At 68.7% G+C, this 13,852-nt stretch carries 9 protein-coding genes; 6 read left to right on the plus strand and 3 right to left on the minus strand.

Annotated elements, in window-relative coordinates:
• Positions 1-42 precede the first annotated feature (42 nt).
• Positions 43-765 (minus strand): sigma-70 family RNA polymerase sigma factor, encoded by a 723-nt coding sequence (locus ACFRAQ_RS05110; RefSeq protein ID WP_379094315.1) that lies wholly within the window; start codon positions 763-765, stop codon positions 43-45.
• Positions 766-1,113: 348 nt separating this feature from the next.
• Here ACFRAQ_RS05110 and ACFRAQ_RS05115 point away from each other — a divergent pair, with 348 nt between their 5' ends.
• The gene (locus tag ACFRAQ_RS05115; RefSeq protein WP_379094317.1) at positions 1,114-3,864 is read left to right on the plus strand and encodes an ATP-binding protein; all 2,751 of its coding nucleotides are present in this window, start codon (positions 1,114-1,116) and stop codon (positions 3,862-3,864) included.
• A gap of 13 nt (positions 3,865-3,877) precedes the next feature.
• Here the strand turns inward: ACFRAQ_RS05115 and ACFRAQ_RS05120 are convergent, their stop codons facing one another.
• Both ACFRAQ_RS05120 and ACFRAQ_RS05125 read right to left on the minus strand, forming a co-directional pair.
• Entirely contained in the window at positions 3,878-4,642 is a 765-nt protein-coding gene (locus ACFRAQ_RS05120; protein WP_379094319.1) for an SDR family oxidoreductase, read from the minus strand.
• Between the two features lie 130 nt (positions 4,643-4,772).
• Complete coding sequence (locus ACFRAQ_RS05125) at positions 4,773-7,478, minus strand: AAA family ATPase (RefSeq protein ID WP_379094321.1); 2,706 nt, start codon at positions 7,476-7,478, stop codon at positions 4,773-4,775.
• 145 nt (positions 7,479-7,623) lie between these two features.
• Here ACFRAQ_RS05125 and ACFRAQ_RS05130 point away from each other — a divergent pair, with 145 nt between their 5' ends.
• From ACFRAQ_RS05130 to ACFRAQ_RS05150, 5 genes are all read left to right on the plus strand, one after another.
• A complete protein-coding gene (locus tag ACFRAQ_RS05130; RefSeq protein ID WP_379094323.1) occupies positions 7,624-8,763 on the plus strand; it encodes a ferritin-like protein in 1,140 nt (379 codons plus the stop codon).
• A gap of 154 nt (positions 8,764-8,917) precedes the next feature.
• The gene (locus ACFRAQ_RS05135; RefSeq protein ID WP_379094325.1) at positions 8,918-10,354 is read left to right on the plus strand and encodes an NAD(P)/FAD-dependent oxidoreductase; all 1,437 of its coding nucleotides are present in this window, start codon (positions 8,918-8,920) and stop codon (positions 10,352-10,354) included.
• The gene (locus tag ACFRAQ_RS05140; protein ID WP_379094327.1) at positions 10,351-11,094 is read left to right on the plus strand and encodes an SDR family oxidoreductase; all 744 of its coding nucleotides are present in this window, start codon (positions 10,351-10,353) and stop codon (positions 11,092-11,094) included. Before ACFRAQ_RS05135 ends, ACFRAQ_RS05140 begins: the two co-directional genes overlap by 4 nt.
• Before the next feature lie 76 nt (positions 11,095-11,170).
• Entirely contained in the window at positions 11,171-12,907 is a 1,737-nt protein-coding gene (locus ACFRAQ_RS05145) for an L-aspartate oxidase (protein ID WP_379094329.1), read from the plus strand.
• Positions 12,908-12,911: 4 nt separating this feature from the next.
• A complete protein-coding gene (locus ACFRAQ_RS05150) occupies positions 12,912-13,835 on the plus strand; it encodes an RNA polymerase sigma-70 factor (RefSeq protein ID WP_379094331.1) in 924 nt (307 codons plus the stop codon).
• Positions 13,836-13,852: the final 17 nt, after the last annotated feature.

Consider the following 13,852-nt stretch of genomic DNA (forward strand, 5'->3'; position numbering starts at 1 on the left):
CGCATTCGTGACGGGTGTGCTTGAAATAGCCTGTCCCGCTGGCTATCCGGTCGATATCGGGGTCTCCGTGCGGGAGACCCCGGTATGTCGTTCCCGCACGGGCACCGATTTGGCGTCCTCTGTGAGCAGACGTTCCAGCGGGGCTACCTCTCCGCATCTGGCGGCGCGGAGGAACACCTTCATCAGTTGGTCGCAAGCCACCCGCTGAACCGGTAGCTGCTTCGGCTTCCCCAGGTGTGCACGAGCTCGTCGCGCCAGTTGCCGGGCACCGGCCTCGCTGATTCCGAGACGCTCGGCGATCTCGCGAAACGGGTAGTCGAAGGCTTCGCGTAGGACGAAGACCGCGCGTTCGGTCGGCGACAAGCGTTGCAGGAGCAGCGCGACCGCGCGTTCGAGCTCCGCGGACCGTTCGCTGAGCAGCGATGGATCGTCGGCGGTGACCGCCTGCCCTGGAAGCCAGTGATCGACCGGTATCTCGCGGCGGGCATGAGCCGAGCCGGCGGCGTTCAGGGATACGCGGGTGGTGATCGTCACCAGGAAGGCCACCCGGTCCCGGACCTGCGAGCGGTCGGCGCTCTGCCAGCGCAGCCAGACATCCTGTACGACGTCCTCGGCGTCGGCCACCCGTCCCAGCATGCGATAAGCGATGCCGAACAGGCGTGGGCGCAGCCCATGGAAGTCCGCTGCCGAACCGCCGGCCGCGGATGCTGGTTCAGGCCGGATGTCGGGTCCGGGAATGACGGTCGTGATGCTTGTCGGGCGCATGGGATCGTCCTTTCGTGGTGACCTCGATCGCCATCTGGTTCGGCGATCAACCGAACGGCTGCTGGTAACCGCGAATCCACCGTCGCTCGCGGCGACTGCCGATCGCGCCCTTGGAGATCCCGGGCGAACCCCCGGGCCGGGGCGACCAGGGGCACGTGCCCACGGCGCCCCGGGTCTCCCCGGGACACGGGGTGCGGACCCCGTATTGCCCTGGGCCAGTGGTTATGCGCGGACGGTATGCCCACTCGGATGGAGGTCGCCCGGGGCGGATCGTCGGATGATCGTCCGATAGTGGGAAGATGTGCTGGCCCCTTGCGGATCGGGGCGGACCTTCTCACGGTGGTGGTGATGTCGGATAGCGATCGGGCGGGCACGCTGCGCGTCAGACGCAACGAATGCGCGCCGCTGGAGAGGTTGCTCGCCGACGTGCGTTCCGGTTCGAGCCGGGTGCTGGTGCTGCGCGGCGAGGCAGGTATCGGCAAAACGGCGCTGATCGAATACCTGGTGGGGAACGCGGCGGACTGCCAGATCACCCGAGCCGCCGGTGTCGAGTCTCAGATGGAGCTGGCTTTCGCCGGTCTGCATCAGTTGTGCGCGCCGTTCATGGACCAGCTGGATCGGCTACCGCCGCCGCAGCGCGAAGCATTGTCGGTGGCGTTCGGATTGAGTTCGGGCGGTGTCCCGGATCGGTTTCTCGTCGGGCTGGCGGTGCTCAGCCTGCTCGCCGAGGCGGCCGAGACGCAGCCGGTGTTGTGCGTCGTCGACGACACACAGTGGCTCGATCGGGTGTCCGCGCAGACCCTGGCCTTCGTCGCACGCCGGGTGCTGGCCGAGCGGGTCGCGTTCGTCTTCGCCGAACGCACCCCCGTGGCTGATCCGGAGCGAGACCCACTCACCGGTCTGCCGGAACTCCAGCTACGGGGCTTACCGGACAAAGACGCTCGCGCGCTGCTGGTATCCGCCATTCCAGGACGGGTCGATTCGGACGTCATCGACCGGATCGTGGCCGAGGCTCGCGGGAATCCGCTGGCTCTGCTGGAATTGCCGCAGGGACTGACCAGCGCCCAACTCGCGGGCGGGTATTGGCGGCCGGACGTGCGACCGGTGGTAACCCAGATCGAGCACAGCTTCCTGCAGCGCATCGAGGCGCTCTCGACCGCCGCGCGCCGCGTGCTGCTCACCGCGGCGGCCGAACCCTCGGGAGATATGGCGTTGCTGCGGCGGGCGATCGAGCGGCTCGGTCTCGGCGCGGACGCCATGACTGCCGCGGAGAAGACTGGCTTGATCGAATTCGAGGCGCAGGTTCGATTTCGGCATCCGCTGGTCCGTTCGGCGGCCTATCGTGCCGCGGACCCGGGGGATCGCCGGGCGGCGCATCGTGCGCTCGCCGAGGAGACCGATCCTGCCCTCGACCCGGACCGGCGCGCATGGCATCGGGCAAGTGCCACGGTCGAACCCGATGAGGAGGTGGCCGCCGAGCTCGAACGTTCGGCGGTTCGCGCCCGGGCTCGCGGGGGCGTCGCCGCGGCTGCCGCGTTCCTGCGTCGCGCGACCGGACTGACGCCGGATCCGGGCAGGCGCGGAGCGAGGGCGGTATCCGCGGCGCAGTTCGCGTTCGAAGCGGGCAGCCCGGAATCAGCTTTGGAGCTGCTCGCCGCGGCGGAGATGGGACCGCTGGATGCTTTTCAGCGGGCACGCCTGGCGCGCTTACGCGCCCAGATCGTCTTCGCGCGCCGACGCGGCGGCGACGCGTTGCCGTTGTTGCTCGACGCGGCTCACCGGATGCAGGTCCCGTCACCGGAACAAGCGCGCGAAACCTATCTGGAAGCGATCGGCTCGGCGGTGTTCGCGGGCAGACTCAACGGTCCCGACGGAGTGCGCCCGGTAGCGGAACTCGCCCGTGCCGCGCTGCCCGCGTCGGGAGCCAGGGCGGTCGATGTCCTGCTCGACGGGCTCGCGGCGCGTTTCGCCGACGGATACGTCGTGGGCGCGGAGCCGATGCGGCGCGCACTGCGGGCGTTCCGGGGCGGGACCGCCGACGACGACATCATGCGCTGGCTGTGGCTGACCGGGCCCGCCGCCGCCGATCTGTGGGACGACGAGGCGTGGCACGAACTGACCGCACAGGCGGTTCGAACCGCAAGGGAGGCAGGCGCTCTCAACTTCCTGCCCTTGGCCCTGACCTACCACGCGGCGGTGCACGTGCACGCGGGTGAGTTCGATATGGCTTCCACACTGGTGCAGGAGGCGGAGGCGCTCACCGCGGCGACGGGCAACTCACCGCTCGGCTACACCGCGCTGCTGCTCGACGCCTGGCGGGGCGCGGATCCGCGGGCCTCGGTGGCGATCGCGGCGAGGCTCGACCAGGCCGCCGAGTGGGGCGAGGGCCGAACGATCGGTACGGGCAGTTATCTGCTCTCGGTGCTGCACAACGGCCAGGGCCAGTACCAGGCCGCTCTGGACAGCGCCGGAAAGGCTTGCGAGCACGACGATCTGGCAGCCGTCGGTCATGCGCTCGCCGAGCTGGTGGAAGCCGGGGTGCGGGCCGAGGATCGGGTGCGGGCCCAGGCGGCACTGCGTCGGCTGGAACGCCGCGCGCACGCCAGTGGCACCGACTGGGCTCTCGGAATGCTGGCGCGATCGCGCGCGCTGCTCAGTGCGGGAGAGGATGCCGAAAGGTCGTATCGCGAAGCCCTGGAACGACTCTCGCGCACCCGGATCGCCGTGTATCGCGCTCGCACCCACCTGGTGTACGGGGAATGGCTGCGGCGGGAGAATCGGCGCTCCGATGCGCGTGAGCAGCTGCGCACCGCCTATGACATGTTGCATCGGTTCGGTGCCGACGGCTTCGCCGAACGGGCCCGGCGCGAATTGCTGGCTGCGGGCGAGACAGTCCGCCGACATAGTGCCGAAGCGAACGACGTCCTGTCTGCGCAGGAGGTTCAGATCGCCCGGCTCGCCGGCGCGGGCCTGACCAACTCCGAGATCGGCGCGGAGCTGTTCATCAGTCCGCGCACGGTGGAATGGCATCTGCGCAAGGTCTTCGCGAAGCTGAACCTCACCTCGCGAAAAGAGCTGCGCCAGGCCCTGGACAAGTGAGTTCGACAGGTGGTCAACAAGTTTGGCCACCCGGTCGGATCACCATCTCATTGACGGCCACATGCCGCTCCCGCGTGACGATGTAGGCGATCGCGTCGGCCACATCAGCGGGCCGCAAGGCCGTCATCGGGTCCACGACCGGGCGCGCCTCGTCCCGCCCGGTGCCGTGGGCGTCTCGCTCGGAGGCGTCGACAGTGCCCGGCGCCACCACGCTGACTCGTACGCGGTCCGAAAGCAGCTCCTGCCGAAGCGATTCGGTGAAGCCGTTGAGACCGAACCTCGTCAGGCTGTAGACGCTGCCGATCGGCCGTGCGATCCGCCCGGCCGGCGAACCGACGTTGATCAGGTCCGACACCATTCGCGGTGAGGTGGCGGCGGCGTCGATCAAATAGGGGAGTGCAGCATGCGTGATGTGCACCAGCGCCGAGACATTGAGCGAGATCATCCGGTCCCATTCCTCGATGGGGCTGTGCAGCGCGGTGTCGAGGACCATGAGACCGGCGCTGTTGACCACGACATCCAATCGCCCGAACCGGTCGTGCGCGTCCTCCACAGCTTGATAGGCCAGCGCGGGTTCGGTGATATCGGTCGCGACCGCGATGGCTTGACCGCCCGCAGTGGTCAGCTCGCCCGCGAGGCGGTCCAGCCGTTCGCCGCGGCGGGCGAGCAGGGCGATCGCCGCGCCCTCCCGGGCCAGACGACGCGCGGTCGCCGCTCCGATGCCACTGCTGGCACCGGTCACGAGTGCGACGGCGCCGTGCAACGGACGATCTGACATGACTGCCTCACTTCCACGATTCCAGGACGGTCGGCAGACAGCGCCGACCCGGTCAGACTCGTCCGACCGGTACCCCCGTGGCACCCGGGACAATCCCTGGTCTCGGGAGACCAGGGACCGGCGCGGGCGGCTATTCGGCGTGCGGCAGGGCGTCGCGGAGCTGGCGGCGTGAGGTGATGGAGAGCTTGGTGAAGATCTTGCGTAGATGCCACTCCACCGTCCGTGGACTGAGGAACAGCCGCGCGCCCACTTCGGGATTCGACAGGCCCTCGCCGACGAGTAGCGCGATCTGTCTCTCCTGCGGCGTCAGGTCGTTCTCGGTGGTCTCGACCGTGCGTTTGCGAATCTTCTCACCACTGGCGAGCAGTTCGCGCCGGGCGCGTTCGGCGAAGGCTGCCATGCCGATCGCCACGAACATGTCGTAGGCCGTGCGTAACTCGCGGCGCGCGTCGACGCGGCGGGATTGCCTGCGCAGCCATTCGCCGTAGAGCAGATGGGCGCGCGCCAGCTCCGGACGCATCAGGGTGCGTTGCAGCCGTTCGATCGATTCGCGGTAGAGATCGTCGGCGGTCTCGTCGGCGAGCAATGCCCGGCAGCGCGCGAGAATGCCGTGCGACCAATCGGTATCGCCGGCCTCCGCGGCCGCCACCAGGTGGTCGAGCGCCTCGTGCGCGGCCTTGTCGTCGCCGACTCGTACCGCGGCCTCGATGAGTTCGGGCAGTACCCACACCGAGACCACCAACTGGGCGATGCGGGTGCTGGCCCGCGCCGCCGAGAGTGCCTCCTCGTAGCGGGCCAGTCCGTTGTAGAGGACCGCGGCCGCCCAGTGCGCGGTGGTGACGCCGGTCAATTGACCATCGGCGCTGGTCTGTTCGATCGTGGCGGCGATGACCGCCGCGGCCTCGTCCTCCTTGCCCTGCATCGCGGTCAGGATCAAGGTGGTGTACGGCGCGAGCGGTATGCCGGTGGCGGCGGCGAGGCCCTCGGATTCGGCGACGATCCCGGCCGCCGCGGTGAAATCTCCGATCAGTGAGGTCGCCGCCCCCAGCGAGGCGAGGTAGATGGGGAGTTCGGTCAGGATGCCCGCCGCGCGTACCACCTCGGCCGCCCGCGAGTACGTCTCGAGCATGATCTGTTCGCTCCAGACCGCCGGGCTCAATCCACATGCGGCCCAACCCCATCCGAGCACGTCGGGCACGGGAAGATCCACGAGTGCGTCCATCGCCAGGCGCAGGGTGGTGATGGCTGTGTCGAGACCTTCGGTGACGAGCAACGCGCAGGCCTCGAGGACCAGGTCGATGGGGCGCGGATTGCCCTGTGGCGGTGGAAGTTCGCGAATCGTCTCCGAGATGGTCACCAGATTCTCGGCATCCGCGGCGCCCCAGGCCGCCGCGCCCCAGGCGAGAAGATACGTTTCACGAGCGAGATCCATATCGAAGGATTCCAGCCGCTGAGCCGCGGCCAGCAGGATCGGCGGCGCCTCATTGTTGAACCCGGCAGCCTGCGCGATGCGGCCGCGCACCAATTGGATGCGGGCACGCAGCAATTCGCTGTCGGCATCGAGGTCGGCGATGTCGACGTAGCGCCGTGCGGCGGCTGGGTCACCGGCTCGGACACTGGCATCGGCGGCCGCCACCGCACGCTCGGCGCGCTGCGCGGGATCGATCGTCAGGGCCACCGAACGCTGCAGGAATGCGGCAGCCGCGGCCATTCCACCACGGGCCTGCGCGCGCCCGGCGGATCGTTCCAACTCGGCGGCGACCGTCTCATCCGGTCCGGCAGCAGCCGAGGCCAGATGCCAGGCTCGCCGATCCGGATCGGTCCGGGCATCGGTGACCTCCGCGAGCGCGAGATGCACGGCCCGGCGGTCTGCGTCCTCGGCATTCCGGTAGACGGCGGACCGGACCAGTGGGTGCCGGAAGGTGACCCGGACATCGAACGACACCAGCTGGTCGGTCTCGTCGTCGAGCGCGGTTCCCGGTGTGACTCCGAGCTTTTCGGCGGCGCCCCACACCAGGGCGGGATCGCCGATCGGTTCGGCCGCGGCGACCAGCAGTAGCAGCTGACTCTGCCTGGGCAGCACCGCGATCCGGTCCAGGAAGCTGTGCTCGATGCGGGTGGGCAGCGTATCGGTCTGCAGCAGGCCGTACCCGCCCGCCAACTGGGTGACCGTGCGCTCGCGCGGCAATTCCAGCAGGGCGAGCGGATTGCCCTTCGCCTCGGCCACGATCCGGTCGCGGATATGGGGATCGAGCCGGGCGTGGGTCGTCGACTCCAGCAGCGCCAGGGCATCGGCCTTGTGCAGACCGGCGACCTCCAACTCCGGTAGACCGAGCAGGTGCTGAGTCCGGACCCGGGCGCCGAACACCAGCGCGACCGACTCCGCGAGCAACCGGCGCGCCACAAAACCGAGGACCTGCGCCGAGGCCTGGTCCATCCACTGCGCGTCGTCGACCACGCACAGCACCGGTCCGCTCTCCGACGCATCAGACAGCAGACTCAGCACCGCGAGCCCGACCAGGAACAATTGCGGCGGGGTGCCGGTACGCATCCCGAAGACGGTCTCGACCGCAGCACGCTGCGGCGCGGGCAACGCCGGCAATCGATCCAACAGCGGGACGCACAGTTGATGCAGTGTGGCGAACGGCAGCTCCATCTCGGATTCCACCCCGACCGCGCGCAGCGTACGCAGCCCGGCCCCGGCGTCCTCGAGATGATCCAGCAACGCGGATTTACCGACTCCAGGTGCACCGTGAACGACCAGCACACGACTCTCGCCGGAACGGACCGCGGCGATCAATTGATCGAGGGTCGTGCATTCCGGTGCCCTGCCCACCAGTCTCACTGGACTCCGAAACGCCACGCTGCCCCACCTTCACCGGTCGATCCGTGCTGGAAACTCCCAGCAAACACTCGATGGTCATCCTGTCCGGAAAAGTTCTGTTTGGAAAGTCCAGCGCTCAGGTCCGGGCGGACCACTGGTGGACACCGATCGTCGACCCTCGTCACGAATCCGCGAGATGTCTTGTCCTAGTTGGCGACAGACTCCGCCGACTTTGCCGAGACGAGGTTCCCGCATGGACATGGGCTATCCGGCCATCGATTCCCTTGACGATCTACGCCGCCATTTGCAGTGGGCGATCGAGCTCGAGCACGCAACCATCCCGCCGTACCTGTGCGCGCTGTACTCGCTCGATCCGACCCGCAATGCCGAAGCGGCGCAGGTGATCAGCGGGGTGTTCGTGGAGGAGATGCTGCACCTGGCACTGGCCGCGAACCTGCTGAACGCAGTCGGCGGGGAACCCAAGCTCGACGCGCCGCATATGCTTCCGGCCTACCCACACCCCCTGCCGCACGGGGACCCCTCGATCCAGCTCGCGCTGCTGCCCTACGGCCCTGAGTCATTGGAGCTGTTTCTCGATGTCGAGCGGCCCGCCTCGGCCGCCGCGGCACCGGAGGCAGAGGACTATCACACGATCGGACAGTTCTACGCCGCCATCGAATCCGGGTTTCGAGACCTGACCGACCGACTGGGCGAAGACGCGGTCTTCTGCGGCGACCCGAAGCGGCAGTTGCAGGAGATGCATTTCAGCAGTGGTGGGGGACAGGTCATTCCGGTCCATGACTTGAAGTCCGCGCTGGCCGCGCTGGGCGAGATCATCGAACAGGGCGAAGGCGCGGCCCGAACCGAGGTGTGGGACGGCGACAAGGATGTTTTCCATCCCGAGCGCGAACAGGTCGCCCACTACTACCGGTTCGTCGAGTTGAAAGAGGGCCGCAGGTTCCGCGCCGGGGACACTCCGCAATCCGGGCCCACCGGCGACGCGATCGCGAGCGATCCCGGTGGGGTGCTACCGATGCGGCCCAACCCGCGCACCACCGACTATGCCGAGGGAAATCCGGTGCGACTGGCGCAGCAGGAGTTCAACAACACCTACTGCCTGCTGTTGTATCTGCTGGAGGACACCTTCAACGGCAATCCGGGTCAGATGCGAGATGCCGTCGGGGCCATGTACGCACTGAAATCCCAAGCCCAGGCGCTGATGAAGATGCCGAGCGGCGACGGCCGCACCACCGCGGGGCCGACCTTCGAATACGTGCCGATCGACCAGCGGGCATGAGCGCGCGGGCGTGACGCCCTCCGGCCAGGTCCGGCCGAGTCGCGAGATAAGAGCGGGAACACCGGGTTTCAGACGGCTCCTCGGAGCATGCGTCAAGCAGATCGTGGCTGGTCCCACCCGCCGCCGGATACACCCCAACCAAGGAAACACACAAATGGCCCTGGCTCAGCAGTTCTCACGTGTGCGTGCCCGCCGGGCAGCCGCCCGGACCCGCGCCGCGCCCGCGCACCTGCCGCACGTGGTGGTGGTCGGCGCGGGGTTCGCCGGGCACGCGGCGGCGCGCGGGTTGCTGCGTCGCCTGCACGGCCGCGCGCGGATCACCGTCATCGATCAACGCGACCACTTCGTGTATCTGCCGCTGCTCCCGGAGGTCGCGGTGGGCACGATCGAGCCGCGGCGGGTCGCCATCGCCTTGAACCGGTCTCTGCGCGGCGCCGAGTTGATAACGGGCGCAGTCGATCACATCGATGTCGACGCGCGCACGGTGTCCTGGCGCGATGTCGACGGCGGACATGGCCGGACCGGTTACGATCGGCTCGTTGTCGCGGTAGGCAGCGTCGGCAAATTGCTGCCGATTCCCGGTGTCGCCGAGAACGCTCATGGCTTCCGGAGTATTTCGGAGGCGCTGTCGCTGCGCGACCATGTGGTGCGACAGGTGGAATTGGCAAGTGCCGCGGTCGATCCGGCGGAGCGCGCGGCGCGGCTGACCTTCGTGACGGTCGGTGCGGGCTACACCGGGACCGAAGTCACCGCACAGGGTGCCGCGTTGACGGCGCTGCTGGTCGCGGATCGCCCGGCCTTGGCCGAGACTCCGGTTCGCTGGATGCTGCTCGACCACTCCGCTCGGGTGCTGCCCGAACTCGATCCGCGCCTCTCCGGTGTCGCGGACCGGGTCCTGCGCGAGCGCGGCGTCGACGTCCGCACGGGCACCTCGATCTCCGAGGCGATGCCCGGCGCGGTGCGTCTCAGCACGGGGTCCGAGGTGCCGACCCACACGCTGATCTGGTGTGTCGGCGTGCGGCCGGATCCGCTGGTCGCCGCCCTCGGACTGGCGACCGATCGCGGGCGGCTGGTGGTCGGAACCGATCTGCGCGTGCCGGACCACCCCGACGTCGTCGCCTGCGGTGACGCGGCAGCCGTGCCGGACGTCACCCGGCACGGTGCCCCGACCGCGATGACCGCACAACACGCGACCCGGCAGGGTCGGCTCGCTGCCCGGAACGTCGCCGCTTCTCTCGGTTACGGCCGTGCTCGCCGATATCGACACCACGATCTGGGATTCGTGGTGGAACTCGGAGGCGCGGACGCCGCGGCCAATCCACTGGGTGTGCCCTTGTCCAGCGTCGCGGCCGCCCTGGTGACGCGCGGATACCACTTGTATGCCATGCCGGGCAACCGGATACGCGTGGCCTTGGACTGGCTCGTCGATGCCTGCATCGGTCGGCAGGCGATCGCGTTGAGCGCGATCTCCGCGCGGCCCGAACCGCTCGAGACCACCGCGTCCGTCACGAAATCACCGACTGTCCTGTCCTCGATACAGAGACATTCCACCGACCTCGAAACAACGCTGCAACGGAAGGAAAGAGCATGAAGATCGTCGTCATCGGCGGTACCGGGCTCATCGGCTCGACAGTCGTTGCCCGCCTGGGTGAGCACGGCCACCAGGCGGTTCCCGCCGCGCCCAGCCTGGGCGTGAACACGATCACCGGCGAAGGCGTGAAGGAGGTGCTGCAAGGCGCGGACGTGGTCGTCGACGTGTCGAATTCGCCGTCGTTCGCCGACGACGACGTCATGTCGTTCTTCCGGACCTCGACCACCAACCTGCTCGACGCCGCCGCCGGGGCGGGTGTCGGCCACTACGTCGCCTTGTCGGTCGTGGGCAACGACCGGCTCCCGGACTCCGGCTACCTGCGTGCGAAGGTGGCGCAGGAGAAGCTCATCAAGGCGTCGAGCCTGCCCTACTCGCTGGTGCACGCGACCCAGTTCTTCGAATTCGCCGCAGGGATCGCCGATACCGCCACCGTCGGCGGCGAGGTCCGGCTTCCCGGCGCGGGCGTGCAGCCGGTCGCCGCCGAAGAAGTCGCGGCCCTGGTGGGCAAGACCGCGGCGGGCAATCCCATCAACGGAATCGTGGAGATCGGCGGGCCCGAAGTGTTCGGTCTCGACCAGTGGATCCGCACCGTGCTGATCGCCCGGTCCGACCCGCGCGAAGTCGTCACCGACCCCCAGGCGCACTACTTCGGAACGGCCTTGCAGCACGACAGCCTGCTGCCCGGTCAGGACGCGCAACTCGGGACGACGCGCCTCGCGGACTGGCTGTCCCGCAAGTGAATTCCGCACGCGGGCGGGCGCTACCCCTTGGCGCCCGCCCGCGTGCCCTCGTTCGAGTTCGAAAGGAATGAACCCCATGGTCGACTCTTCGACCGAACGACAGTTCGCGACCTCGGTGCTGGTGATCGGCACCGGTGGCGCCGGGCTGCGCGCCGCCATCGAGCTGGCCGAGCGCGGCGTGGACGTCCTCATGGTCGGCAAGCGGCCGAAGGCCGACGCCCACACCACCCTGGCGGCGGGCGGAATCAATGCCGCGCTGTCGACGATGGACGCCGAGGACAGCTGGCAGCAGCACGCGGCGGACACGATCAGCGAGAGCTATCTGCTGGCCCGCCCCGACACCGTGCGCATCGTCACCGAGAACGCCGCCCGCGGTATCGAGGATCTCGAGCGGTGGGGGATGCCGTTCGCCCGCGAGGCCGACGGGCGCATCTCGCAGCGGTTCTTCGGCGCGCACACCTATCGGCGGACCTCGTTCGCAGGGGACTACACCGGTCTGGAGATCCAGCGAACCCTGGTGAATCGGGCCGCGCAGCTGGGTATCCCGATCATCGACACGTGCTACGTGACCCGAATCCTGGTGCACGACAACGTCGTATTCGGCGCGTACGGATTCGATCTGGAATCGGGGCAACGCTACGGGTTCCGGGCCGACGCGGTGATCCTGGCCGCCGGTGGGCACACCCGGATCTGGCGGCGCACCTCCTCGCGCCGCGACGAGAACACCGGCGACTCCTTCCGTCTGGCCGTCCTCGCCGGCGGCCGGATCCGCGATCCCGAGCTGGTGCAGTTCCATCCGTCCGGGCTCATCGAGCCCGAGAACGCCGCCGGGACACTGGTTTCCGAGGCGGCCCGCGGCGAGGGCGGGATCCTGCGCAACGCCGAGGGCGAGCGATTCATGAAACGCTATGACCCGCGGCGGATGGAGCTCTCCACCCGCGACCGGGTGGCGCTGGCCGCGTATACCGAGATCAAGGAAGGCCGTGGCACCGCGAACGGCGGTGTCTGGCTGGATGTTTCGCATCTGCCGAGGGAGACCATCATGCGGCGGCTGCCGCGCGTCTACCAGACGATGCTCGAATTGCAGATGCTCGACATCACCCGCGACCCGATCGAGATCGCGCCGACCGCCCACTACTCGATGGGCGGGGTGTGGGTGCGTTCGGAGGACCACGGCACCGGCGTCGAGGGGTTGTACGCCATCGGCGAGGCCTCCAGTGGATTGCACGGCGCCAATCGGCTCGGCGGCAACTCCCTGATCGAACTGCTCGTCTACGGCCGCATCGTCGGTGCGGAGGCGGCCCGGTATTCGGCCGAGCTGTCGATCCAACGGCGATCCCACGGCGTGCTGGCCGAGGCCCGTGCCGAGATCGACATGTTGCTGGCGGCCGACGGCCCGGAGAATGTGCGCGCGCTGCAGCGCGCACTGCGCGACACCATGACCGAGCATGCCGGTGTGGTCAGGGACGAATCCGGCATCCGGAAGGGGCTCGCCGAGCTCGACGAGATCGAGGACCGGATCTCGGACATCGGAGTGCACCCCGATGCGGCCGGTTTCCAGGATCTGGCACACGCGTTCGACCTGAAGTCCTCGGCACTCGCGGCGCGGGCCACCCTGGAAGCCGCGCTGGAACGAAGGGAGACCCGTGGCTGTCACAACCGCTCGGATTACCCGGCGCTCGACCCGGAGCTGCGGGTGAATCTGGTGTGGTCGGGTCCGGGCCGACTCGAGCGCGAGGAGATCCCCCCGATCCCCGAGGAGATCGCTCGGCTGATGCGGGATGTTTCGACCGACGGGAAGCTGGTCGAATAGTCGTATGACGAGCACGCCCACGGACACGGGCCTCGACCGAGCCCTCGACGACTTCTCCGACCTCAGGCCACGGCTGTTCGGCATCGCCTACCGCATGCTCGGCGCGGTCGCCGATGCCGAGGACCTCGTCCAGGACGTGTGGGTGAAGTGGCAGTCCTATCCGGACCGCGTGTCGGTGCGGGACCCGGCGGGCTTCCTGATCACCATGACCACCCGGCTGGCGATCAACGCCACCCAGACCGCACGCGTGCGTCGCGAAACCTATATCGGACCTTGGCTTCCCGAACCGGTGGACACCGGCTCCGATCCCGCGCTGGGGGCCGAGCGGGCCGCGGCGCTCGAGATCGCGGTCCTCGTCGTGCTCGAGAAGATGACCCCGACCGAGCGGGCGGCCTTCATTCTGCGGGAGGCGTTCGACTATCCCTACGACCGGATCGCCGAGGTTCTCGAGGTCAAGGAGGCCGCCGCCCGCAAACTGGTCAGCCGGGCGCGGCAGGGCATCGATTCCGAGCGGCACTCCCCGGTCGACGACGACCAGCAGCGCCGACTGCTCGGTGCGTTCCTCCGCGCCGCGCGGGCAGGGGACTTCGACGACCTCGAGGCGTTGTTCGCCGCCGAGGTCGCCAGCTACAGCGACGGCGGCGGCAAGGTGCGGGCCTCGCGTATCCCGGTGATCGGGCGGACTCGGGTGGCTCGCTACGTCGCGGCGTTCGCCTCACATTTCTGGACCGGGGCCACCATCGAATGGGTCGACGCCAATGGCCGGCCGTCGGTGCTGTTGCGCCGGGACGGATCCGTCTTCGCATGGCTCGCCGTCGGCGCGGTCGACGGCGAGCACATCGACCGGATCTTCTGGATGCTCAACCCCGACAAGCTCGGTCGCCTCGCCGCCTCGATCGGGCCGGCGGAGGAGTCCACCGCGCAGTGATACGCCCAGGGCCGTCG

It is taken from the genome of Nocardia sp. NPDC056611 (genome assembly GCF_042792755.1).
In the GTDB taxonomy this organism is placed as follows: Bacteria; Actinomycetota; Actinomycetes; order Mycobacteriales; family Mycobacteriaceae; genus Nocardia.

What these genes read in the sequence shown, in the direction of transcription:
- ACFRAQ_RS05120 (WP_379094319.1), bottom strand. Translation starts at nt 4,642, where the DNA reads ATGTCAGATCGTCCGTTGCACGGCGCCGTCGCACTCGTGACCGGTGCC.
- ACFRAQ_RS05145 (WP_379094329.1), top strand. Translation starts at nt 11,171, where the DNA reads ATGGTCGACTCTTCGACCGAACGACAGTTCGCGACCTCGGTGCTGGTG.
- ACFRAQ_RS05115 (WP_379094317.1), top strand. Translation starts at nt 1,114, where the DNA reads ATGTCGGATAGCGATCGGGCGGGCACGCTGCGCGTCAGACGCAACGAA.
- ACFRAQ_RS05140 (WP_379094327.1), top strand. Translation starts at nt 10,351, where the DNA reads ATGAAGATCGTCGTCATCGGCGGTACCGGGCTCATCGGCTCGACAGTC.
- ACFRAQ_RS05135 (WP_379094325.1), top strand. Translation starts at nt 8,918, where the DNA reads ATGGCCCTGGCTCAGCAGTTCTCACGTGTGCGTGCCCGCCGGGCAGCC.
- ACFRAQ_RS05150 (WP_379094331.1), top strand. Translation starts at nt 12,912, where the DNA reads ATGACGAGCACGCCCACGGACACGGGCCTCGACCGAGCCCTCGACGAC.
- ACFRAQ_RS05110 (WP_379094315.1), bottom strand. Translation starts at nt 765, where the DNA reads ATGCGCCCGACAAGCATCACGACCGTCATTCCCGGACCCGACATCCGG.